Origin of the sequence: Bacillus sp. YC2, assembly GCF_019891195.1 — a bacterium.
Lineage (GTDB): Bacteria > Bacillota > Bacilli > Bacillales > Bacillaceae > Bacillus.
The window spans coordinates 593,554-617,403 of sequence record NZ_JAHXDO010000001.1 but is presented as its reverse complement, the minus strand read 5'-3'; the positions used below and the strand labels follow the sequence as shown (position 1 = coordinate 617,403).

Here is a 23,850-nt window from a genome sequence, read left to right as displayed (position 1 = left end):
AGATATTTTTTGCCAAGGTAAAGGCTGGGCGGCCGGGATTCCTGTTATGTTTGTATTAGGAAATATCATCAACTGAAAGGAGAGTGAAGAATGAAGCAGACCTTACTATTCAGACATTCTCATGTATTAACTGGCGGCACAGCCGGACTGTCACTAAGCCTGACATATCTGTTTTATTCCTCATTTTCCATTTTGTGTATCTTATCTCATCGGAATGGGCGTGGCTTTTACGATATCCACCGTGTTTGCCGTGACGATGCTGACTTTGTTTACGGGGCCTGCCACTGGCTGCCGACTTTTTCGTTTTCGCCTCTTCCGGAGCGGTTTGCGGAGGATGATTGATCGGTTTAGGGCTGTCCCTTATGTTTATCTTCCGGGCATCGTTCGGCAGAGCCAACATTCTGGTTTGTTTGCGCAGAAGCGCTTCGGCTGGAATCCGGGAGCGGTGAATTTTTTGTTTGATTTGGCCGTCGTGCTGTCAGGCATATATTCCGTCAGTCTGCTGTGCGGGCTGAGCTCTATTGTATCTATTGCTGCTACGGGCGCCGTCATCGGCTTCTTCAAGCAAAAAATCGCAGACGGCTGTGCCATGAAGCCGGAGCTCGTCCATTCGCAGGAAGTCTAGTCAAATGCATCCTCAGCCTGTATAGGCAGGGGGAGGCTCTCTTGACAGAAAGGTTTATCCCGTCCGGCCAAGAGGAATAAACAAGTCATGAGGGCTTGATGGGAGAGAACGAGAATGGTGAGAAGAAGACTGGAGTTTTTGTTTTTATATATTATGCTGATCGGGGCTTATGCCGTCTGGGCCTTCCCGGTATCCAAGCCCGCGTTTTATGGCGGGCTTGCTTGCTACGCAGGCATTATTGTATTCAGCATTTACTCGCTGATGCTGGAAAACCGGACATCTCAGCATACGCTGCTGTGGATTCACGTGCTGATCTTTTTCCCGATCGCCGGGTATTTGTTCTACCTGTTTTCCGGCCAGCTTTACGAAAAGGGCAAGCTGTTTCGGTCGAAGCGGACGTATAATCGGGAAAAGCTGAGAAAGATATTTGATATGGAGAAAACCCCTGAGCTGTCAGGATTGAAAGGGAATCAAAAACGTTTCTTTCAATATTCAATCAAAGCAGCCCATATGAATATCAATACGAAAAGCAAACTGAAAGTGCTCAAAAATGGGGATGAAACCTTTCCCGAGCTGTTTGAGGCGCTTCGCCAGGCGACATCATTTATACATATTGAGTATTACATGTTCAAATCTGACATGCTCGGCCATAAAATGATGGACATTATGATGGAAAAAGCGCGCCAGGGAGTGGAAGTGCGGTTTTTATTCGACGCGGCGGGCAGCCTGAAGCTGGCGGGGAAAGACATAAAGAAATTGAAGCAGGCGGGCGTGGACATCGTCCCGTTTCTGCCATTGAAATACGGTTTTTTTAATCAAAAATTCAATTTTAGAAATCACCGTAAAATCGTCATTGTTGACGGCGTGGTCGGATTTGTCGGAGGGCTAAATGTCGGCAAGGAATATATCAGCAAAGATAAAAACGTCGGGTTTTGGCGGGATACCCATGTAAAGGCGGAAGGAGAAATCGTTCAGACGCTGCACAGCATTTTTATGCTTGATTGGGAATACGTCTCGGACGAGGTGCTCATTGACCGGGAAGCCTACAGCCGGCCGGTTCCCGCAGAAAGCGGCGGCGTATATCAAGTCGTCGCGACGGGTCCCGATATGAAGGAACGGATGAGCGACCTTTATTATGCCATGATTTCAGCCGCCGAGTCGTCCGTATGGATTGCGACTCCTTATTTTGTGCCGAATGAGTCAATTCGCACAGCTTTAAAAGAAGCCGCTGCAAGAGGAGTTGAGGTGCGTGTTATGGTGCCGGAAACCAATGACGGTTTTTTCACGCAATATGCGACAAGGTCATATTTTCCGGAGCTTCTCCGTGAAGGGATTGAAGTGTACTCGTATCAGAAAGGCTTTATGCATCAAAAGGTTCTCATCACTGATGGAAATTTGGCCTCCGTCGGAACGGCCAATATGGATATGAGAAGCTTCCAGCTTAATTTTGAGGTTAATGTTTTCTTTACAGACGAAGACGCTGTCCGCGACCTTGAGGCTCAATATAGGGAGGACATGGGGGAGAGTGAGAAAATCAGCCCCGTCCGTTTCTACAAGCGCAATATAAGGGAAAGAACGAAAGAATCCTTCGCGCGGTTATTTTCAGGCGTTTTATAAAGAAACGCTTTAAAAACGCCTTGTGTATAGTATAATTGAGAAATATTATCATTAAGTACGATGCACAAGGGGGACAGAAACGTGCTGCGACAATTTTTTTCCTATTATAAACCGTACAAAACGTTATTTTTTCTCGACTTTTTTTCTGCCATTGCCGGCGGCTTACTGGAGCTGAGTTTTCCTTTGATCGTCAACTATTTCATTGATACGCTGCTTCCGGGCCGGGATTGGAGTCTGATTATTTTGACTTCGGCTGGGCTATTTGCCGTGTACGCTCTCAGCTCGGGCCTTCAATATGTCGTCACCTACTGGGGGCATATGCTCGGCATTAATATTGAAACCGATATGAGAAAAAAGCTTTTTGACCATTTGCAAAAGCTTTCTTTCAAATTTTACGATAATAATAAAACGGGCAGCTTAATGTCCAAGCTTACAAATGATTTGATGTATATCGGAGAAACCGCCCACCACGGGCCGGAGGACTTGTTTATCGCCGTCATGACGATTTTAGGCGCCTTCGGAGTCATGCTGTTCATCAACTGGCAGCTCGCGCTTTTGACCTTTATCATTATGCCGGTCGTCATTTGGCTCGCCTTGTATTTCAACAAAAAAATGACCTATGCTTTTACAAAGCTGAACAAAGACGTCGGCGATTTCAGCGCGAGGGTCGAAAACAATATCGGCGGTATCCGGCTTGTGCAGGCATTCAGCAATGAAGCGTATGAAAAACAGCGGTTTGACGTGAATAACCAGCGCTTCCGCAAAACAAAGTTAACGTCATATAAAATCATGGCGAAAAACGGCTCCATCAGTTATATGCTGACGCGTTTTGTTACGCTGTTTGTCCTTTTATGCGGTACGTGGTTTGTCATTCGCGGTTCTTTATCCTACGGGGAGTTCGTTGCCTTTGTGCTGCTGACGAACGTATTGTTCCGTCCGATAGATAAAATTAACGCCATTATCGAAATGTATCCGAGAGGCATTGCCGGTTTTAAAAGCTTCATGGAGATTTTGGAAACGGAGCCTGACATTCAAGACGCCCCGCACGCGAAACATGTATCTGATTTAAAAGGAAATATCCGCTACGAACATGTTTCATTCGGCTACGATGAAAACAGTCCTGTTCTGTCTGACATTAACCTGTCAATTAAAGCGGGGGAGACTGTCGCATTTGTCGGACCTTCCGGAGCGGGGAAATCAACGCTTACGAGCCTGCTGCCGCGGTTTTATGAAGCGGCTGAAGGAACGATTTCGATCGACGGCATCGATATTAAGGACATGACGCTGTCGTCGCTGCGCGGACAGATCGGCGTCGTTCAGCAGGATGTCTTCCTGTTTTCCGGCACATTACGGGAAAACATTGCTTACGGAAAGCTTGACGCCTCAGAGGAAGACATTCGGCAGGCCGTCAGACAGGCGCATTTAGAAGACTTAGTAAACAATTACCCTGACGGCTTAAACACGGTCATCGGCGAACGCGGGGTAAAGCTTTCCGGAGGCCAGAAGCAGCGTCTTTCCATCGCCAGAATGTTTTTAAAGAATCCGTCTATATTGATTTTGGACGAGGCTACATCTGCGCTGGATACAGAAACCGAAGCCGCCATTCAAAAATCGCTGCAGGAGCTGTCTGAAGGGCGCACGACGCTTGTTATCGCTCACCGTTTGGCGACGATTAAACATGCGGACAGGATCATTGTCGTCACAAAAGAAGGAATCGCCGAAGAGGGAAGCCATAGCGAGCTGCTTGCATCAGGCGGCATATACAGCAGGCTGCATCAAGCCCAATTCGGTGAGATCGCCTTCCAATAAACAAAAAAGGATAGACCCGGCGGCTTTGCCGTCCTCCGTCTACCCTTTTTTCTATGTAATGGTTAATGTGCTTCTTTTTGCGCAGGTTCTATTATGTTTTTAAATTTATCGACAAGCTGGACCGCTTTCTTTCCTTCCACCACAATTAAATATTCTTTTTCTTTATGAGCCATTCTGAATGTTTCAAGCTCAATGATATCCCTGATTTTGCACATCGTTTTTTTGGAGTAGATATAAAGTTCATGGCTGCCCGTATGGCAAAGCTGATACAGCTGGATTAAATTTCGTAACGTAAACGCCTGAGCGGCTACTTTCAGAGATGTGATGTTTTTCATGTTCTTTTCCTCCATCTGATGGTCTGATATTCTGTTTCGTTCCCCTTTTCAGCGGGTGATAAACCTGTCTATGACTTCCACTTCAGCACGCCGCCCGTCAGGCGTTTGACGCCGCGGATGGCGCTTAATTCTTCGACGAGCCTAAGCAGCGCCCGGTCTTTTTCTTTTGCTTCAATCATAAAATCAATGTCAGTCTCCCATTGCCTGAACCGTTCCAAGAGCGGCAGGACAAAGTTTGCATCGACATAATCGGCGTGGCTGCGGATTGCCGACTCTGATTTCGGTGAAGAAAGGTGTACTTTCGGCTTTAAGCCGATCCGCCGCCATGTTCGGATCATTCGCGGAAGAATATCATCTAAATCGGCGTCATCGGCCGGATTTGCGTAAAAATGATGATAGTCAAAGACGAACGGAATCCCCTCATTCTCACAAAGGCTGAGCGTTTCTTCCGATGTATAGGTTTTATCATCATTTTCCAAGGTCATCTGCTGTTTTATGAAATCCGGCAGCTCCTTCATATTCAGACGGAAGCGGTCAATCGCGCTTTTTTTATCTCCGTATGCGCCTCCGATATGAATATTAATGTTTGAACGATCAGCTAATCCCATTGCCTCAAGCATCTTGTAGTGATAAGCCATATCTCTCACCGCATTAGCAGTAATTTCTTTTTTCGGGCTCGTAAACAGCGTAAATTGGTTCGGGTGAAAGCTTGTCCTGAGCTGATGTTTTTTGACAAGCTCCCCGATTTCCTGAAATTCCTGTTGAAAGGGTGTGACAAAATCCCACAGCACATCCGGATGGGTGGCAAGCGGCACGATGGAGCTTGAGAACCGGTACAGCGGGATTCCGTGGCCGATTACGTAATGAATGGTGCGCAGTGTGTTGGTGATATTGGCCTTCGTCACAGAAAGCAGGGCTTCTTTCCGCTCCTCGGCGGGCAGTTGTGTATAACGGGCGTAAGTTAAGGTTTTTGCAGGGGACGCATCCCAAAGGCTCATGGCGTTTGAGACGAATCCGAATCTGAACAGCATAACGTTTCTCCTTTATAAAAAGTAAGATATGGCCTTGCCGATCCATTCCGCTGGCAGCTGTCTGACGGAGCGGTTTTTCACTTTTTCTTTTGTCAGGAGCTCAGATTTTTTGATGTCCTGATTGATGGTGGAGAGCACTTTTTCCGTAAAGGCCCGGTCATTTATGATAACGTTGACCTCTTCATTCCAAAACAGGCTCCGTTTATCAAAATTCGGCGTGCCGATAATGCTGATGCGGTCATCAATAACGATGGCTTTGACATGGTAGAAGCCCTGATAATAACGGTAGATCAGGCAGCCGGCTTCAAGAAGCTCGGGATAATACGTAAACGCCGTTTCCCGGACGAGCGGATGGTCTGATTTCATCGGCACCATTAAGATGACCGCCACACCCTTTCGGCAGGCTGAGATTATCGCCTCTTGAAGTTTTTTGCTCGGAACATAATAAGGCGTGCAGATAATGATTTTTTCTTCCGCTTTTTTAATGCAGCTCTCGTAATGTTTTTCAAGAGAGAAACCGTCAGACGCATAAATCCTATGAGAGATATTCCCTTGCGGAAGCTGCGGAAAAACCTCCGAAGATTCGGTCGTTTTTCCGGTATTCCGCTTGAGGTCGTTTAAAAAAAGGGTTTGCAGATCCGCCGTGCCTTCGCCGGTCATCCGCAGGTGATAATCCTCCCAGTTTCCGAATTTGGCTTTTTTGCCGAGATATTCTTTCGCGATATTAAAACCGCCTACATAGCCGATTTTGCCGTCGATGACGGTCACTTTCCGGTGGTTCCGCTTTTGCAGACGGAAAAAAAGATACGGAAAACGCGGCTGATTCAAAAAATACACGTGAACGCCGGCCCTTTTCATCGTTAGGACCGCCGGCTTTTTTACTTGATGGCTTCCGGCCCAATCAAGCAGCAAATAAACGGAGACACCAGCCTGTGCTTTTTCTTTTAATAAATCAAACATGTCATGGCTGACTTGGTCGTTCTTCATAATAAAAAACATCATATGAATAGAAGAGACGGCTTGGCGGATATCGGCCATCATCCGTTTCACAAGGTCATCGCCGCAGTGAATGAGCTCAATGTCACTTTTTTTGGGTGGAAAAACGGGCTCGTATGCTTTTTTTCTGTACGCAGCGCGGCCCATCAGCATATCAAGCAGCACAAGTCCGAGCAGAATGATAAAAATGGCAAGTAACACAAATAAGACCTTCATACCGACGCTCCTTTCCGAAGTATAGGTAGTGTGCCCGGAGATCATAAATTTAATTATTGACTGAACACTCATTCATTATTTATGATAAAGATAATACTGGAAGAGGGGAAACAGAACAAAGGGGGAGACAAGATGAACGCTTTTCTCACTGTAAACGCGCTGCTGTTCTTAGCTGTAACCGCTTACGCCGTTTATTTATTCATTTATTTAATCAGAACAAGGGTGGCTTATATTAAGCTCGGCCAAAGGGAAGAATTTGATAAACGCCTGAAGGAACGTTTACAGATGATATGGGTGAATGTTTTCGGGCAGAAAAAATTGCTGAAAGATAAAAAAAGCGGAATCATTCACGTACTGTTTTTTTACGGCTTTATTCTCGTACAGTTCGGCGCGATTGACTTTATTATGAAAGGGCTGCTGCCTGACCGGCATTTGCCGTTCGGCCCGGTTTATCCGGCGTTTACCTTCTTTCAGGAAATCGTCACGTTTCTGATCTTAGTTGCGGTCGTCTGGGCGTTTTACCGCCGCTACGTCGAGAAGCTCGTCAGATTGAAACGCGGCTTTAAAGCGGGGCTTGTCCTGCTGTTCATCGGCGGCCTGATGGTAACGGTTTTGCTCGGAAACGGCATGAATCTTCTGTGGCACGATCATTCTCTGTCTTGGACTGAGCCGATCGCTTCCTCGATTGCGTTCATACTTGGCGGCCTCACGAAGCCCGCCGCAGCCGCTGTGTTTTATGTCTCATGGTGGCTTCATCTTTTATTCCTGCTCAGCTTTTTAGTGTACGTGCCGCAATCAAAGCACGCACACTTAATTGCAGGTCCGGCCAATGTTTTTCTCAGCAGGCTGGATTCAAGAGGGAAGCTGGAAAAGATTGATTTCACTGATGAAACGAAAGAAAGCTACGGCGTCGGAAAAATTGAAGATTTTCGCCGATCCCAGCTTGTCGATCTCTATGCGTGCGTGGAATGCGGGCGCTGCACAAACATGTGTCCGGCCTCGGGAACAGGCAAAATGCTTTCTCCGATGGATTTGATTTTAAAGCTCAGAGACCACCTCACGGAAAAAGGCGCTGCCGTGACGTCAAAATCGCCGTGGGTGCCTGCACCCGTTTTTCAGCATACGAAAGCGAATCAGCTTGCCGCGGCTTCCGCAGGGGGCGGATCGCGTGAAGCGGCCGCAGCTATTGACTACAATCCGAGCTTAATCGGCGAGGTCATCACGGAAGAAGAAATTTGGGCCTGCACCACATGCCGGAACTGTGAGGACCAATGTCCCGTCATGAATGAACACGTCGATAAAATCATTGACCTGCGCCGTTATCTTGTACTGACGGAAGGAAAAATGGACAGTGACGCTCAGCGGGCGATGACAAGCATTGAGAGGCAGGGAAACCCGTGGGGCTTAAACCGAAAAGACCGGGAAAGCTGGCGTGAGCAGGCAGCTGATACAGTGATACCGACAGTCAAAGAAATGAAAAAACAAGAGAAAGAGTTTGAGTATTTGTTTTGGGTCGGCTCTATGGGCTCCTATGACAACAGAAGCCAAAAGATCGCCATCGCTTTCGCGAAATTGCTCAACAAAGCCGGTGTGTCCTTTGCGATCCTCGGTAATAAAGAAAAAAATTCAGGCGATACGCCGCGCCGCTTGGGCAATGAGTTTCTGTTTCAGGAGCTGGCGGAGAATAACATTGCAGAATTCGAAAAACACGGAATTAAAAAAATCGTCACGATCGACCCGCATGCCTATAACATGTTCAAAAATGAATATCCGGACTTCGGATTCCAAGGCGAAGTCTATCATCATACTGAATTATTAGCCGAGCTGGTAGAGCAAGGAAAACTAAAACCGCTTCACCCGGTAAATGAAACGATAACCTTCCATGACTCATGCTACTTAGGCCGATACAATGAAGTGTATGACCCGCCGAGAACCATATTAAAAGCCATTCCGGGCGTCCAATTGAAAGAGATGGAGCGCAGCCGTGAAAACGGAATGTGCTGCGGCGCCGGCGGCGGGCTTATGTGGATGGAAGAGGAGACGGGAGCGAGAATCAACACGGCCCGGACTGAGCAGGCGCTTTCTGTCAGCCCGACGGTCATCAGCTCCGGCTGCCCTTACTGCCTGACTATGCTCGGCGACGGAACAAAAGCGAAAGAAGCCGAAGACCGCATCGGCACTTATGATGTCGGTGAATTGCTCGCCATGTCCGTGTTTGGCGCTGAAAAACAAGAGTCCGTATAAAAGAAAAGAGCCGCCCGCACATATGCCGGCGGCTTTGTTTTCGCACATTCGGCGATTTATTAAAGGGCTCTGCTAAAATTTCTTAAATTACGCTGTTAAGGGTAGCATATTCTGTTTTAATTTGTTTATAATGAGAGGTATGGTTTATGAACAAAACAATACAAAATCGTTCTTATTATAGGATAGAAACAGATACATATAAGTAATAGAAAGGGAGTGTCCGACCTTGGGTATCAAACAATATTCACAGGAACAGCTAAAGGAAATGGCTTTAGTTGAAATCGCTCACGAAATCTTCTCAGAACATAAAAAACCGGTTCCTTTCCAGGAGCTGTTAAATGAGATTGTCTCCTTGCTCGGCGTAAAAAAAGAGGAACTAGGGGACCGCATTGCACAATTTTATACCGATTTAAACATTGACGGCCGCTTTATTGCTTTGTCTGACCAAACGTGGGGGCTTCGCAGCTGGTATCCGTATGATCAGCTTGATGAAGAGACGCAGCCGACCGTAAAGGCGAAAAAGAAAAAAGCGAAAAAAGCCGTTGAAGAAGATCTTGATCTTGACGAGTTTGAGGAAATTGACGAAGATGATATCGTTCTAGATGAGGTTGAAGAGGACTTGGGTCTGGAATCAGACGACTTTGACGACGAAGATCTCGATGAAGATGATGACGAAGATCTTGAGATTGATGAAGAGATCATCGACGAAGATGAAGAGGATTTGGATGAGGAAGACGAGGATCGCAAAGACTGATATTCTATCTCGAAAACGATCTTGACTTTCATTGTCGAACTATGTAGTATGTATTTTGGGCTCTTCAAAAAGAAGAGAATTCATATGAGTGCTACGCTCCCTTTCAAGAAATTGAAAGGGAGCTTTCTTATTTTTACCTCCCAAATTCTTTTACAGCATCATTTGATATATTTAAATGATTTTCTATAAAACGGTACATTTTAAGGAATGTGTAAAGACCGAAGAGAGGAGCAAACGAAATGACGAAATATATTTTTGTAACCGGGGGAGTTGTATCTTCACTCGGAAAGGGAATTGTAGCTGCATCACTGGGGCGCCTGCTGAAAAACAGAGGCATGAACGTCACCATCCAAAAATTCGACCCTTATATTAACGTTGACCCGGGAACGATGAGCCCGTACCAGCACGGAGAGGTTTTTGTTACGGATGACGGCGCAGAGACTGACCTTGACTTAGGCCATTATGAGCGCTTCATTGACATTAACCTGAACAAATTCAGCAACGTCACAACTGGGAAAATCTATTCTGCTGTTCTGAAAAAAGAACGCCGCGGCGATTATCTCGGCGGAACGGTGCAGGTCATTCCGCACATCACAAATGAATTGAAAGACCGAGTCTACCGTGCCGGCAAAGAAACAAATGCGGATGTCGTCATTACGGAAATCGGCGGAACAGTCGGAGACATCGAATCTCTTCCGTTCCTCGAAGCGATCCGTCAAATGAAAAGCGACATCGGCCGTGAAAATGTCATGTACATTCACTGTACGCTTGTTCCTTACATCAAAGCTGCGGGCGAGCTGAAAACGAAACCGACGCAGCACAGCGTGAAAGAATTGAGAAGCTTAGGCATTCAGCCGAATATTATCGTCGTTCGGACGGAAATGCCGATTTCTCAAGATATGAAAGATAAAATCGCGCTTTTCTGCGACATCGATACGAAAGCGGTTATTGAATGTGAAGACGCGGACAACCTCTACTCCATTCCGCTCAACCTTCAGGAGCAAGGACTCGATAAGCTTGTCTGCGAACATATGAAATTAGAGTGCAGAGAGGCCGATATGACCGAGTGGAAAGGCCTTGTAAGCAAAGTGAAGAACTTGTCCAAAACGATTACAATCGGCCTTGTCGGAAAATACGTAGAGCTTCAGGACGCCTACATTTCTGTAGTTGAGTCGCTTCGCCACGCTGGATATGCATTTGATGCGGATGTGAAAGTCAAATGGATTAACGCTGAAGAAGTGACAGAAAGCAATATTCAAGAGCTGACAAGCGGCACAGACGGAATTATCGTTCCGGGCGGCTTCGGGGACCGCGGTGTAGAAGGAAAAATCATCGCTGCCCGCTATGCGCGTGAACATAAAGTTCCGTTCTTCGGCATTTGCTTAGGCATGCAGATCGCATCCATTGAATATGCAAGAAATGTACTAGGCCTGAAAGGCGCTCATTCCGCTGAGATTGATCCGTCTTCTCCTTATCCGATTATCGACCTTCTGCCTGAACAGAAAGATGTGGAGGACCTTGGAGGAACGCTTCGTCTCGGACTTTACCCTTGTAAGCTTCAAGAAGGCACGAAAGCTTATGAAGCGTATGCGGATGAAGTGGTATATGAACGCCACCGCCACCGTTATGAATTCAACAACGAATTCAGACAGCAAATGGAAGACAGCGGTTTTGTCTTCTCCGGCACAAGCCCTGACGGACGACTTGTGGAAATTATCGAGCTGAAAGATCACCCTTGGTATGTGGCTTGCCAATTCCATCCGGAATTCAAATCAAGACCGACAAGACCGCAGCCTTTGTTCAAAGACTTTATCGGCGCTTCCGTACAAGCTGCAGAACAGAAGTAATCAAAAAAAGACTTGCCGTCGTAATAAGCGGCAAGTCTTTTTTTCTGTATCAGGCATATTCCTGCAGCATTTCCTTTAATGTAAATGACAGTGCATGATAGACATACAGCCCCGTCATTAAAGAAGGAAAGCCGTATCTTGTTCCGTCCTCATCAGGCAGAAGGGGCATTTTTAATTTGCTGTCAATATGAACATCGCAAAACGCTTCGATTCCGGGCTGGCCTTTCACAATAGGAGACACGCATACGAGGCCGACGCCCTTTTCATAAAGCTCTTCAGCCAGCGCCTGTTCCCCGGCAGTGCCCGGATCTGAACAGAACATCAGCACCCTGTCGCTTTCGGTAATCGCCTCAGCTGTTTCCGGAAATGCTTTGACAGACGGCAGCGGCTCGGAGCCGAGTTCCGCCTCGCACAAAATGCCCTGCATCTCATTTGCGCCATATAAATAAATCGAATGCCCGCTGACGGCTGCCTGCGCCAATAATCGCGCACCGTCTTCAATCGCATCAGATTCCTTATCCTGAATGCGGGAAAAAATGCCCGCAAGCTGCGTCGTGAATATCTTTAACATGAGTGAAACCTCCTTAACACATACAAGATCAGTATACAACAAAAGAGAAAATCCTCAGAAAATGTCGGAAAGTAGACTATTATAATTAAAGGAAATGCGAAAATCAAACAGAATACATAAACGACTGCTTCCTTTTGACGAAAATGATAATATTGGGGTGTAAAATGATGAATGAAAAGATTTTAATCGTAGATGATCAATACGGTATTCGTATATTGCTGAATGAAGTATTTAATAAAGAAGGGTACCAGACGTTTCAGGCCGCCAACGGCATTCAGGCTCTTGACATCGTGACGAAGGAACGGCCGGACCTCGTCCTTTTGGATATGAAAATCCCCGGCATGGACGGCATCGAGATCCTGAGGCGCATGAAAATGATTGACGACTCAATCCGCGTAATCATAATGACCGCTTACGGAGAACTTGATATGATTCAAGAATCAAAAGAGCTCGGCGCCCTGACGCATTTCGCAAAACCTTTTGATATTGACGAAATCAGGGATGCGGTGAAAAAATATTTACCTCTAAAATCGAATTAATAAAATTAGAAATAATTGAAGGTCATTGTGTTGCCCATTTGTCGAAAAGTTGGTATCCTAGAGATGGAGAAAAAGCGATCTGTTGTTTTACATATGACAGGCTTTTATGGTCATGCTATAGGGTGGAAAGCTTTTTTCGCAAGAAGCAAATCAGGCTACATAAGGAGGACTTTCGACATGCCTTTAGTTTCAATGACGGAAATGTTGAATACAGCTAAAGAAAAAGGATATGCTGTTGGACAATTTAACTTAAATAACCTTGAGTTCACTCAAGCGATTTTACAAGCAGCACAAGAGGAAAAATCCCCGGTTATTCTTGGTGTTTCAGAAGGTGCGGGACGCTACATGGGCGGCTTTAAAACAGTCGTGGCCATGGTTAAGGCACTGATGGAAGAATACAAAGTGACGGTTCCTGTCGCAATTCACTTAGACCACGGTTCAAGCTTTGAATCTTGCGCGAAAGCGATTCATGCAGGTTTCACTTCTGTTATGATCGACGCATCACACCATCCGTTCGAGGAAAACGTAGCGACTACTGCTAAAGTGGTTGAGCTTGCTCATTTCCACGGTGTGTCAGTTGAAGCAGAGCTTGGAACTGTCGGCGGACAAGAAGATGATGTCATCGCAGAAGGCGTTATCTACGCTGACCCTAAAGAGTGCCAAGAGCTTGTTGAACGCACTGGCATCGACTGCCTTGCACCTGCATTAGGTTCAGTTCACGGCCCTTACAAAGGCGAACCAAACCTTGGATTCAAAGAAATGGAAGACATCGGTAAGTCAACTGGCCTTCCGTTAGTTCTTCACGGCGGTACAGGTATCCCGACTGCCGATATTAAAAAATCTATCTCACTTGGTACGGCTAAAATCAACGTAAACACTGAAAACCAAATTTCTTCTGCTAAAGCTGTGCGCGACACATTGGCAGCTAAGCCGAACGAATACGATCCTCGTAAATATCTTGGACCGGCTCGTGACGCGATCAAAGAAACGGTTATCGGTAAAATGCGTGAGTTCGGTTCTTCAAACCAAGCTTAATCCGATTGTAACATCAATAACCGCCTGACAGCTTTGACAGGCGGTTTTATGTCTATCTTTAGAAAGCGCAATCATGTTTTACAGTTCTGAAAATTTCTTTACTGGGGAGGCTTTCCTAATGTTATTTTTCATTGATACAGCTAACATTGACGAAATTAAAGAAGCGAACGAACTGGGCGTTCTTGCCGGAGTCACGACAAACCCAAGTTTAGTAGCAAAAGAAGCCAACGTGTCTTTCCATGACAGACTTCGTGAAATTACAGAAGTGGTGAAAGGATCCGTAAGCGCCGAGGTCATTTCTTTAAATGCTGAAGAAATGATTGAAGAGGGGAAAGAATTAGCGAAAATCGCGCCGAACATCACGGTGAAAATCCCGATGACCTCCGAAGGCTTAAAAGCCGTAAAAGCGCTGAGCGATTTAAACATCAAGACAAACGTCACTCTCATTTTCAGCGCCAACCAAGCGCTGCTGGCGGCAAGAGCAGGAGCCACTTACGTATCTCCGTTCTTAGGCCGTCTGGATGATATCGGCCATAACGGTCTTGAGCTGATTTCGGAAATCAGACAGATTTTCGACGTGCACGAAATCGGTACGCAAATCATCGCAGCTTCCATCCGTCATGCACAGCACGTGACAGAGGCAGCTTTACGCGGTGCGCATATCGGTACAATGCCGCTGAAAGTCATTCATCAGCTGACAAAACACCCGTTAACGGATAAAGGCATCGAGCAATTCCTGGCAGACTGGAATAAATAAGGGCGAAAAGGGCGGCAAACCGGATCCTTCCGTTTGCCGCACCTTATTTTCCCTGTTTTACAGCGGGCCTTCAAGCTGATATCGAAGTGAAGAGTGCGTTTCCCCGGAATGATAAAGCCGGCGGTTCTCTGTACATCCTGTGAAAAAATCCCCGCAAAGCTTCGCTATTTTCTTCCTGATATTTTATAATGTCCTTGTATTCTTTCTCTTCGAATTGGCTACATTTTGGACAAGAGCTTTATTTGCAGAGACAGAATAAAATGCCATTTTATTTACGCTCCGCAGCTATCTTCTTATGGAAGGAGACTATCATGGAAAAGTTGAATATTGCCGGCGGCGACCCGTTAAACGGAACCGTACATATCAGCGGCGCGAAAAACAGCGCCGTCGCATTGATACCCGCAACCATTCTGGCAAATTCCGAAGTGACGATTGAAGGGCTTCCGGAGATCTCAGATATTGAAACGCTGCGTGACCTGCTGAAAGAAATCGGCGGAAACGTCCATTTCGAAAATGGAGAGATGGTCGTAGACCCTTCCGCGATGATCAGCATGCCGCTTCCGAACGGTAAAGTGAAGAAACTCCGCGCTTCCTATTATTTGATGGGTGCGATGCTCGGCCGCTTTAAACAGGCGGTTATCGGACTTCCGGGCGGATGCCATCTCGGGCCGCGGCCGATTGACCAGCACATTAAAGGATTTGAGGCGCTGGGAGCTGAGGTCACGAATGAACAAGGGGCCATTTATCTTCGTGCCGAAAGGCTGAAAGGCGCCCGAATTTATCTGGATGTCGTCAGCGTCGGGGCAACGATTAATATCATGCTCGCCGCTGTACTGGCTGAAGGGAAAACCGTGATAGAAAATGCCGCCAAGGAACCTGAAATTATTGATGTTGCCACATTGCTCACCAGCATGGGCGCTAAAATCAAAGGTGCGGGGACCAATGTGATCAGAATTGACGGTGTTAAAGAGCTGCACGGATGCAGGCACACCATCATCCCGGACAGAATCGAAGCAGGCACCTTCATGATTGCCGGCGCGGCGATGGGGAAAGAAGTCATTATTGATAATGTGATTCCGACCCATCTCGAGTCATTAACGTCAAAGCTGAGGGAAATGGGTTTTCACATTGAGACGAGTAACGACCAGCTGCTCATGCTCGGCGGACAGAAGCACATTAAGCCCGTTGATGTGAAAACGCTTGTATACCCGGGTTTCCCGACTGATCTGCAGCAGCCGATGACATCTCTTTTGACTAAAGCCAGCGGCACGAGTGTCGTGACGGACACTATCTACTCGGCAAGATTCAAACACATTGATGAGCTGAGACGGATGGGCGCCAACATGAAGGTAGAAGGAAGATCGGCGATCATCACCGGTCCTGTCGAGCTGCAGGGCGCAAAGGTAAAGGCGAGCGATCTGCGTGCCGGCGCGTGCTTGGTCGTAGCCGGGCTGATGGCTGACGGCGTAACCGAAATTACGGGTCTTGAGCATCTGGACCGCGGTTACAGCAACCTTGAGAAAAAACTTGAAGGCCTGGGCGCCACAATCTGGCGGGAAAGACTGACAGACGAAGAGATAGAACAGCTGCAAAATTCATAGAAATGCTGACTTTTGAGAGGAGTTCGTGTTGAAATGGAAAGAAGTTTATCAATGGAATTGGTTCGCGTCACAGAGGCTGCGGCTTTAGCATCCGCCAGATGGATGGGCCGGGGAAAAAAAGATGAAGCCGATGATGCGGCGACAAGTGCAATGCGTGACGTGTTTGACACAGTGCCGATGAAAGGCACTGTTGTGATCGGGGAAGGCGAGATGGATGAGGCGCCGATGCTTTACATCGGCGAAAAGCTCGGCAACGGCTACGGCCCTCGCGTCGACGTGGCCGTCGATCCGCTTGAAGGCACAAACATCTTAGCCAGCGGCGGATGGAATGCGCTTACAGTGATCGCGGTCGCTGACCACGGAACGCTGTTAAACGCTCCTGACATGTACATGGAAAAAATCGCGGTCGGCCCTGAAGCTGTAGGCTGCATTGATATCGAAGCTCCTGTCATTGATAACTTAAAAGCCGTTGCAAAGGCGAAAAACAAAGACATTGAAGATGTCGTAGCAACGATTTTAAACCGTGACAGACACGAAAAAATCATTTCTGAATTGCGTGAGGCGGGCGCCAGGATCAAACTGATCAACGACGGTGATGTCGCGGGCGCCATCAACACGGCGTTCGACCACACAGGCGTGGATATTCTCTTCGGATCAGGCGGAGCGCCTGAGGGCGTGCTGTCCGCCGTCGCTTTAAAAGCGCTCGGCGGAGAAATCATCGGCAGGCTTCTGCCGCAAAGTGATGAAGAAAAAGCACGCTGTGAACGAATGGGCCTCGATGTTTCAAGAGTGCTCCGCATGGAAGACCTTGTCAGAGGGGACGACGCCATTTTCGCCGCTACAGGCGTAACGGACGGCGAGCTTTTGAAAGGCGTTCAGTTCAAAGGCTCCGTCGGCACAACGGAAAGCTTGGTCATCCGGGCAAAATCAGGCACGGTCCGATTTGTTGACGGAAGACACAGCCTGAAGAAAAAACCAAACCTTGTTATCCGGCCATAATAGAGAGAAAAAGCGGGAACGAAAGTCCCGCTTTTCTTTTGCAAAAAAGAGTCAACCCTATCATTTGTATGTCAAAACATTATTTAAGTTGAATAATTTTTTGAAATGAGGTAAAAATAAAGAGTGCTGCGATTTTCTGTGTAATTCCTTCTTTTGAGTACTGGGAAATTTTCAAATTCTACCGCATACAGACGATATAAATATTGATCTTCTCAAGTTTTTGTCCTCGCTTCCTTTCAAAACTCATTAAGACATTCCTTTTAAAGAAAAGCGCCGATCATGGGTGGAAGTGTTACCGATAGAAGTTCCTGACCGTTTATAAAAGAATGTGCTTTGGCGGAATCATGCAAAGCAGCCAACCTGAATGAAAACAGTAATATATTGACTATGAAAAGCGTGGTGTTTTTATGAAAGACGTATCTATTTCCTCTTTGGAAAATATGAAATTAAAAGAGCTATATGAACTTGCAAGACATTATAAAATATCCTACTACAGCAAACTGACCAAAAAAGAATTAATCTTTGCGATTTTAAAAGCCAACGCGGAGCAAGAAGATCTTCTGTTTATGGAAGGCGTGCTCGAAATCATCCAATCAGAAGGGTTCGGCTTTCTGAGACCGATTAATTACTCGCCAAGCTCAGAAGACATCTACATTTCTGCTTCTCAAATCCGCCGCTTCGACTTAAGAAACGGTGACAAAGTATCAGGCAAGGTCCGCCCGCCGAAAGAAAATGAACGCTACTATGGACTTTTGCACGTTGAAGCGGTAAACGGTGATGATCCGGAATCTGCTAAAGAGCGTGTTCATTTCCCTGCGCTTACTCCGCTTTATCCGGATCGGCAAATGGTTCTGGAAACAAAACCGAATTATCTATCCACAAGAATTCTCGATATGATGGCTCCGGTCGGCTTCGGCCAGCGCGGTTTAATTGTGGCGCCGCCGAAAGCCGGTAAAACCATGCTGTTAAAAGAAATCGCTAACAGCATTACGACAAATCAGCCTGACGCTGAACTGATCGTTCTCTTAATTGACGAAAGACCGGAAGAAGTGACGGATATTGAACGTTCCGTTGCGGGCGATGTTGTCAGCTCAACGTTTGATGAAGTGCCGGAAAACCATATTAAGGTGGCCGAGCTTGTGCTTGAACGGGCGATGCGCCTTGTTGAACACAAAAAAGATGTCGTCATTTTGATGGACAGCATTACCCGCCTGGCACGCGCATACAACCTTGTCATCCCGCCAAGCGGACGGACGCTTTCCGGCGGTATTGACCCGGCGGCGTTCCATCGTCCGAAGCGTTTCTTCGGTGCCGCGAGAAATATCGAAGAGGGCGGCAGTCTGACCATTTTAGCGACGGCTCTCGTAGATACAGGCTCACGTATGGACGACGTCATTTATGAAGAGTTCAAAGGAACGGGCAACATGGAGCTTCACCTTGACCGTTCACTTGCGGAAAGACGGATTTTCCCTGCCATCGACATCCGACGCTCCGGTACGCGGAAGGAAGAGCTGCTCGTGCCGAAAGAGCATCTTGACCGTTTGTGGGCGATCCGCAAAACGATGTCAGATTCTCCGGATTTCGCAGAAAAGTTTATGAGAAAAATGAGAAAAACGAAAACGAATCAAGAGTTTTTTGATTTGATCAACCAAGAATGGAAGCAGGCGAATCTCTCATCATCTGCCCGCCGCTGATACAAAAAATGTATTTGCAAATGCAGTAAATGACTGATATAATTCTCTCATATGCGTTTCGGACATTTTCCGGAATAATAACTCTGTTTCCACACGGGATTCAGGGCGGAAGGAGATGGATACAATGAAAGCAGGAATTCATCCTAATTTCAAAAAAGCAACAGTTAAATGCGCTTGCGGAAATGAATTTGAAACAGGCTCAGTAAAAGAAGAGGTACGCGTTGAGATTTGCTCTGAATGCCACCCATTCTACACTGGCCGTCAAAAATTCGCTTCTGCTGATGGTCGTGTTGATCGCTTTAACAAAAAATACGGTCTTAAGTAATAATAGATTTTTCAAGCAGGCAAGAAGCACTTCTTGCCTGTTTTTTGTGTCCATAAATCAGAAAAGGGGAGCGGAAAGCCTATGTACATAATGAAGCAAAGCGGGTGGCTTGAGCTGATATGCGGCAGCATGTTCTCTGGGAAGTCAGAAGAGCTGATCCGCAGGGTGAAAAGAGCGACATATGCGAAGCAGGAAGTGAAGGTGTTTAAACCCGCCATTGATAATCGCTACAGCGAGGAGGCCGTCGTTTCCCATAACGGAACATCGATGACAAGCCATGTCATCTCGTCTTCTGCTGAGATATGGGATCATATCAGTGAAAGCACAGACGTGATCGCGGTGGATGAAGTGCAGTTTTTCGATGAGTCTATCATTGATGACTTGTCATTGCTTGCCGATAAAGGCTACCGCGTCATTGCAGCAGGCCTTGATATGGATTTCAGGGGAGAGCCGTTCGGCGTTGTTCCGAACCTTATGGCGATGGCAGAATTGGTGACGAAGCTGCAAGCGGTCTGCTCCGTCTGCGGTTCGCCGGCAAGCCGGACGCAGCGTTTAATAGACGGGCAGCCCGCTTCCTATGATGATCCGGTCATATTAGTCGGCGCATCAGAGTCATATGAAGCAAGATGCAGACATCATCATAAGGTGCCGAAAAAACAGACAGATAAATAACCCTTTTCATGAAAACATCGGTAAATAAGCCGGTGTTTTTTTGACGTTTTTTCAAAAATTGTAGTTAAATAACTTAAAAAAGAGTATGAAAAAATTAAGTAATTTTCTTCCCTTGAATTTTCATTTTTACAGGCATAAAATGACTAAGTAATGTAAATAGTTATGAGACATTGTTCGAATAATTGTCAAAAAAACATATAGCAGATCATGATCGCACTAGCCAAAACGGGTAATTACTTAACTTTGTTAACTATTTGATGAAAGAAGGAGATTTTCTTGAATAATATTAAAGTAACGAAGGAAGGCAACTTAGAAACTACTTTAAGAGGCAAAGAAGTTTTATCTATTCCTACTTTAAATAAAGGTGTTGCATTCTCAGCAGAGGAAAGACAAAGCCTTGGATTAGACGGACTTCTTCCTCCGACAGTGCTTTCACTTGACGAGCAGGCAAAACGTGCGTACGAGCAGTTCTTGGCTCAGCCGGACCGCCTTCGCCAAAACGTGTATTTGAACGATTTGCAAAACCGCAACGAAGTTCTTTTCTTTAAATTGTTGAAAAACCATCTTCGTGAAATGCTGCCGGTTGTTTACACGCCGACTGTCGGTGAAGCGATTCAAGAATACAGCCATGAGTACAGAAGACCTCAAGGAATTTACCTTTCTATCGATAATGTGGAAGGAATTGAACAAGCGTTTGAAAACCTTCATGCGACTGCCGGCGATATCGATCTTATCGTTGCGACTGATTCAGAAAGCATTCTTGGAATCGGTGACTGGGGCGTAGGCGGAATCAACATCGCCATCGGTAAATTAGCCGTTTACACAGCTGCTGCCGGTATTGACCCAAGCCGTGTAATCCCAGTTGTTCTTGACGTCGGTACAAACAATGAAAAACTTCTGAACGATCCATTATACATCGGTAACCGCCATGAACGTATTCAAGGCGAACGTTACGAAGCATTCATTGACGCTTACGTGAAAGCTGCGCTGAAATATTTCCCTAAAGCTCTTCTTCACTGGGAAGACCTTGGAAACAGAAATGCACGCAATATCATGAAAAAATACAATCATGAAATCCTTACATTCAATGATGATATTCAAGGTACCGGCGCGATTACACTTGCGGGTGTGCTTGCAGCTATGAAGAAAACGGGCGCATCTATTAAAGATCAGCGCGTGGTGGTCTTTGGCGCGGGTTCTGCCGGAATCGGAATCGCTGACCAAATTCGCGACACAATGGTGCTTGCGGGCCTTTCTGAAGAAGAAGCAAACAAAGCATTCTACACAATGGACTACAGAGGCCTGTTAGTAGAAGGCATGGAAGACATTCTTGATTTCCAACAGCCGTACTTGCGCACAGCTGAAGAAATTAAAGATTGGGAACGCAACGAAAAAGGCGAAATTCCTTTCATTGAAGTCATCCGCCAAGCGAAACCGACAATCTTAATCGGTACATCAGGCCAAAGCGGCGCTTTCAGTGAAGAAATCGTCAAAGAAATGGCGAAACATGTTGAGCGTCCGGTTATTATGCCGATGTCTAACCCGACACCGCTTGCTGAAGCCGTTCCTAGTGATCTGTTCAAATGGACTGACGGCAAAGTGCTTGTAGCAACAGGAAGCCCGTTTGACAATGTAGAGTATAATGGCGTTTCTCATGAAATCGGACAATCTAACAACGCGTTTGCGTTCCCTGGACTTGGTCTTGGTTCAATCGTAGCGGAAGCGAAAGTGATTACTCCTGCAATGTTCGCGGCAACTGCTGATGCAATTGCAGAAAGCGTTGATTTTGAAACACCTGGTGCAGGCCTTCTGCCAAGCATTGATAACTTGCAAGAAGTATCAATTAAAGTAGCTATTGCTGTAGCGGAAGCTGCCATTAAAGAAGGCGTTGCAAACCGCAAGCCTGAAGATGTGAAACAAGCAGTGCTTGACGCGATGTGGGCACCGAAATACAAAAAAGTTGTCGCAAAATAATTTAACGATTAATTTTACAGTCCGAGGGAAAGCTTTTTACTAAAGGCTAAAGTATACGGACATTAAGGATTTGGAGGAGAACACTTTGAGCTTCTTAGATATTTTAATCCTCCTGGCACCGATCTTTTTCGTGATCGTGCTGGGATGGTTCGCAGGTCGATTCGGAAGTTACGATGCGAAGTCAGCAAAAGGGGTAAGTACCTTAGTTACGAAATACGCGCTTCCGGCACATTTTATCGCCGGTATTTTAACCACTTCACGAAGTGCATTTTTATCACAGGTTCCTTTGATGGTCGCTTTGATCATCGGGATCGTCGGATTTTATATCGTAATCCTGCTGGTTTGTAAATTTATCTTTAAGTATGATTTAACGAACTCATCAGTATTTTCTTTAAACTCAGCACAGCCGACGTTTGCATTTATGGGGATTCCCGTACTGGGCAGCTTATTCGGCGCGAATGAAGTAGCGATTCCGATCGCCGTAACGGGTATCGTGGTGAACGCCATGCTTGATCCGCTTGCGATTATTATCGCTACTGTCGGTGAATCATCTAAGAAACATGATGAGAATAGTGAAAGTTTCTGGAAAATGACTGGGAAGTCTATTCTTCACGGTCTTTCCGAACCGCTTGCTGCTGCACCGCTTATCAGTATCATTTTAGTGCTTTGCGGTGTAACGCTTCCGGCGCTCGGAGAGAAAATGCTTGATCAGCTCGGAAGCACGACATCCGGTGTTGCGCTCTTTGCCGTCGGTGTAACTGTCGGTATCCGTAAAATCAAACTCAGTCTGCCGGCTTTCGGTATCGCTTTGTTAAAAGTTGCCGTTCAGCCAGCGCTGATGTACTTGATTGCTCTTGCGGTCGGACTTCCTGCTGACCAAACGACAAAAGCAATTTTGCTAGTTGCCTTCCCTGGTTCTGCGGTAGCTGCGATGATTGCTACACGTTTTGAAAAACAAGAGGAAGAAACGGCGTCTGCGTTCGTCATCAGTGCGATTTTATCATTAATCTCACTGCCGATTATTATTGCGCTGACTGCATAATAAAAAGCTCCCTGTTCCGGGGAGCTTTTTTTGATTAGAACTGAAATTTAAAGGGTGAGAATCTGGTTTTTTTTCTGGGTTTCTTATTTTCTGAAGAAGCGGCTGTTTCTGAGAGGGGAGCTGCCTGGGTAAGTTCTTGGATGCGGGAGGCCAATGATTGCAATTCGGCATTGAGGTCGTCGATTTCCCGTCTGTGCTGAAGCAGCTGATAAGAAACCCCTTCATCCGCCTTTTGCTTAAGCTGCCGTTCCAGCTCTTCGATTCTCGACATCAGCTGACGCTCGTCCTGCTTTTCCTTCATGAGGATGTCCAGCTTGCGCTCCAGCTCTTCTAATTTGCGTTCGGCGCCGCCGCTTGTCGTCCTTTGTAAAATGAAGCCCGCCCGCTTTTTAGTCTGCCGGGGGATTTGAATGTCCTGAAGCGCCGTACCTTCTGCAATTTGCTTTTTGACCGATTTCAGCACGTCAAGATCCTCAGCCGTAAAGGAATAGTGTCCAAGCTCATTCCGTTCAGCCGGAAGATTCAGCTGCTTGACCCACCTTTGCACCGTTTTTGCGGAGACGCCGAGTTCTTTTGCGGCCATGTTTGTATTCATGATCACATACCTCCTTTTCTGCTAGGTATTCGACCATGAGAAGCAGTTCCCTTCACATTAGACAAAACAAGAAGGAATTCGCCAAAGAAAGCGGCTTTTCTTCAAAAAACGTTACGCTTCATACAGTTCAAGGGGAAGCCTGTCGGGATCAAAGAAAAAAGTAAACCGTCTGCTCGTGAAAGGTCGGTTCTCACCGGTTCTGTTTCGACGCCTTTGTCCTTCAGTTCCCGGACGGCGTCTTCAAGATTTTTGACGGTGAAGGCAAGGTGGCGGAGACCTGCTGCTTCAGGCCGGGTCGGACGCTCGGGCGGATTGGGGAAGGAAAACAGCTCAATCACGTAAGATCCGCCGAGAGCCAAATCAAGCTTATATGACCCGCGCTCCTGACGGTATGTTTCTTGAATGACTTCAAAACCGAGCGTCTCGGTATAAAAAGCTTTCGACTTTTCATAATCAGAGCATATGATTGCTATATGGTGGATGGATGTCAGCAAATCCGTTCCTCCTTTTTTGCTTTAGTATAACAGAGACGAATTGCTTTTGACTGGTGATAAGCCCTATACTATAATGAT

At 46.4% G+C, this 23,850-nt stretch carries 22 protein-coding genes and 2 pseudogenes; 18 read left to right on the top strand and 6 right to left on the bottom strand.

All coding sequences use genetic code 11. The features are described 5' to 3' along the window. Positions 1–90: 90 nt before the first annotated feature. The 4 genes from KY305_RS19875 (at position 91) to KY305_RS03110 (ending at position 4,051) form a co-directional block, all read left to right on the top strand. Positions 91–342, top strand: a complete 252-nt coding sequence (locus KY305_RS19875; RefSeq protein WP_262417534.1) for a hypothetical protein — start codon at positions 91–93, stop codon at positions 340–342. Beyond that, on the top strand, positions 335–625 hold the full coding sequence (locus tag KY305_RS19870; protein WP_262417533.1) for a hypothetical protein: 291 nt from the start codon (positions 335–337) through the stop codon (positions 623–625). Before KY305_RS19875 ends, KY305_RS19870 begins: the two co-directional genes overlap by 8 nt. A 114-nt stretch (positions 626–739) precedes the next feature. Next, positions 740–2,242, top strand: a complete 1,503-nt coding sequence (cls, locus tag KY305_RS03115; RefSeq protein ID WP_223061300.1) for a cardiolipin synthase — start codon at positions 740–742, stop codon at positions 2,240–2,242. An 81-nt stretch (positions 2,243–2,323) separates the two neighbouring features. Beyond that, complete coding sequence (locus tag KY305_RS03110; protein ID WP_223061299.1) at positions 2,324–4,051, top strand: ABC transporter ATP-binding protein; 1,728 nt, start codon at positions 2,324–2,326, stop codon at positions 4,049–4,051. Positions 4,052–4,113: 62 nt separating this feature from the next. Here KY305_RS03110 and KY305_RS03105 read toward each other — a convergent pair whose 3' ends face one another. The 3 genes from KY305_RS03105 to cls (KY305_RS03095) form a co-directional block, all read right to left on the bottom strand. Continuing rightward, on the bottom strand, positions 4,114–4,386 hold the full coding sequence (locus tag KY305_RS03105) for a hypothetical protein (protein ID WP_214799938.1): 273 nt from the start codon (positions 4,384–4,386) through the stop codon (positions 4,114–4,116). 68 nt (positions 4,387–4,454) lie between these two features. Then, entirely contained in the window at positions 4,455–5,417 is a 963-nt protein-coding gene (gene uvsE / locus KY305_RS03100) for a UV DNA damage repair endonuclease UvsE (RefSeq protein WP_223061298.1), read from the bottom strand. 12 nt (positions 5,418–5,429) lie between these two features. Next, complete coding sequence (gene cls / locus KY305_RS03095) at positions 5,430–6,629, bottom strand: cardiolipin synthase (RefSeq protein ID WP_223061297.1); 1,200 nt, start codon at positions 6,627–6,629, stop codon at positions 5,430–5,432. 132 nt (positions 6,630–6,761) lie between these two features. Between cls (KY305_RS03095) and KY305_RS03090 the strand changes: the two genes are divergently transcribed. The 3 genes from KY305_RS03090 to pyrG all read left to right on the top strand — a co-directional run bounded on the left by KY305_RS03090 (position 6,762) and on the right by pyrG (position 11,474). After that, the gene (locus tag KY305_RS03090) at positions 6,762–8,873 is read left to right on the top strand and encodes a (Fe-S)-binding protein (protein ID WP_223061296.1); all 2,112 of its coding nucleotides are present in this window, start codon (positions 6,762–6,764) and stop codon (positions 8,871–8,873) included. A gap of 226 nt (positions 8,874–9,099) precedes the next feature. Further along, positions 9,100–9,627 carry a DNA-directed RNA polymerase subunit delta gene (rpoE, locus tag KY305_RS03085; protein WP_223061295.1) on the top strand — a complete coding sequence of 176 codons (528 nt, stop codon included), beginning with the start codon at positions 9,100–9,102 and terminating at the stop codon, positions 9,625–9,627. Between the two features lie 239 nt (positions 9,628–9,866). Further along, a complete protein-coding gene (pyrG, locus tag KY305_RS03080; protein WP_061522507.1) occupies positions 9,867–11,474 on the top strand; it encodes a glutamine hydrolyzing CTP synthase in 1,608 nt (535 codons plus the stop codon). Positions 11,475–11,523: 49 nt separating this feature from the next. On the opposite strand, the gene KY305_RS03075 is transcribed toward pyrG, so the two are convergent. Next, entirely contained in the window at positions 11,524–12,045 is a 522-nt protein-coding gene (locus KY305_RS03075; RefSeq protein WP_223061294.1) for a DUF2529 domain-containing protein, read from the bottom strand. Between the two features lie 164 nt (positions 12,046–12,209). Between KY305_RS03075 and spo0F the strand changes: the two genes are divergently transcribed. From spo0F to KY305_RS03025, 11 genes and pseudogenes are all read left to right on the top strand, one after another. Further along, positions 12,210–12,584 carry a response regulator gene (gene spo0F / locus KY305_RS03070; RefSeq protein WP_214802092.1) on the top strand — a complete coding sequence of 125 codons (375 nt, stop codon included), beginning with the start codon at positions 12,210–12,212 and terminating at the stop codon, positions 12,582–12,584. 177 nt (positions 12,585–12,761) lie between these two features. Beyond that, positions 12,762–13,619, top strand: a complete 858-nt coding sequence (locus KY305_RS03065) for a class II fructose-bisphosphate aldolase (RefSeq protein WP_223061293.1) — start codon at positions 12,762–12,764, stop codon at positions 13,617–13,619. 118 nt (positions 13,620–13,737) lie between these two features. Beyond that, a complete protein-coding gene (gene fsa, locus KY305_RS03060; protein ID WP_214802095.1) occupies positions 13,738–14,376 on the top strand; it encodes a fructose-6-phosphate aldolase in 639 nt (212 codons plus the stop codon). A gap of 311 nt (positions 14,377–14,687) precedes the next feature. Further along, positions 14,688–15,977 carry a UDP-N-acetylglucosamine 1-carboxyvinyltransferase gene (locus KY305_RS03055; RefSeq protein WP_223061292.1) on the top strand — a complete coding sequence of 430 codons (1,290 nt, stop codon included), beginning with the start codon at positions 14,688–14,690 and terminating at the stop codon, positions 15,975–15,977. A gap of 33 nt (positions 15,978–16,010) precedes the next feature. After that, positions 16,011–16,976 carry a class II fructose-bisphosphatase gene (gene glpX, locus KY305_RS03050; protein WP_223061291.1) on the top strand — a complete coding sequence of 322 codons (966 nt, stop codon included), beginning with the start codon at positions 16,011–16,013 and terminating at the stop codon, positions 16,974–16,976. Between the two features lie 202 nt (positions 16,977–17,178). After that, positions 17,179–17,285 (top strand): annotated as a pseudogene (locus KY305_RS19865) (hypothetical protein); the annotation flags it as partial. A 98-nt stretch (positions 17,286–17,383) separates the two neighbouring features. Continuing rightward, complete coding sequence (rho, locus tag KY305_RS03045; protein ID WP_223061290.1) at positions 17,384–18,670, top strand: transcription termination factor Rho; 1,287 nt, start codon at positions 17,384–17,386, stop codon at positions 18,668–18,670. Positions 18,671–18,794: 124 nt separating this feature from the next. Further along, complete coding sequence (rpmE, locus tag KY305_RS03040; protein ID WP_003151132.1) at positions 18,795–18,995, top strand: 50S ribosomal protein L31; 201 nt, start codon at positions 18,795–18,797, stop codon at positions 18,993–18,995. 81 nt (positions 18,996–19,076) lie between these two features. Beyond that, positions 19,077–19,667 (top strand): thymidine kinase, encoded by a 591-nt coding sequence (locus KY305_RS03035; RefSeq protein ID WP_214813083.1) that lies wholly within the window; start codon positions 19,077–19,079, stop codon positions 19,665–19,667. Between the two features lie 276 nt (positions 19,668–19,943). Then, complete coding sequence (gene malS / locus KY305_RS03030) at positions 19,944–21,641, top strand: oxaloacetate-decarboxylating malate dehydrogenase (protein WP_214813081.1); 1,698 nt, start codon at positions 19,944–19,946, stop codon at positions 21,639–21,641. 85 nt (positions 21,642–21,726) lie between these two features. Beyond that, the gene (locus KY305_RS03025) at positions 21,727–22,683 is read left to right on the top strand and encodes an AEC family transporter (protein WP_214802113.1); all 957 of its coding nucleotides are present in this window, start codon (positions 21,727–21,729) and stop codon (positions 22,681–22,683) included. 34 nt (positions 22,684–22,717) lie between these two features. Here the strand turns inward: KY305_RS03025 and racA are convergent, their stop codons facing one another. Then, positions 22,718–23,278: a chromosome-anchoring protein RacA gene (gene racA / locus KY305_RS03020; protein ID WP_223061289.1), complete on the bottom strand. Its 561-nt coding sequence runs from the start codon at positions 23,276–23,278 to the stop codon at positions 22,718–22,720. Positions 23,279–23,389: 111 nt separating this feature from the next. Beyond that, positions 23,390–23,772 (bottom strand): annotated as a pseudogene (gene gloA2 / locus KY305_RS03015) (SMU1112c/YaeR family gloxylase I-like metalloprotein). Positions 23,773–23,850 lie beyond the last annotated feature (78 nt).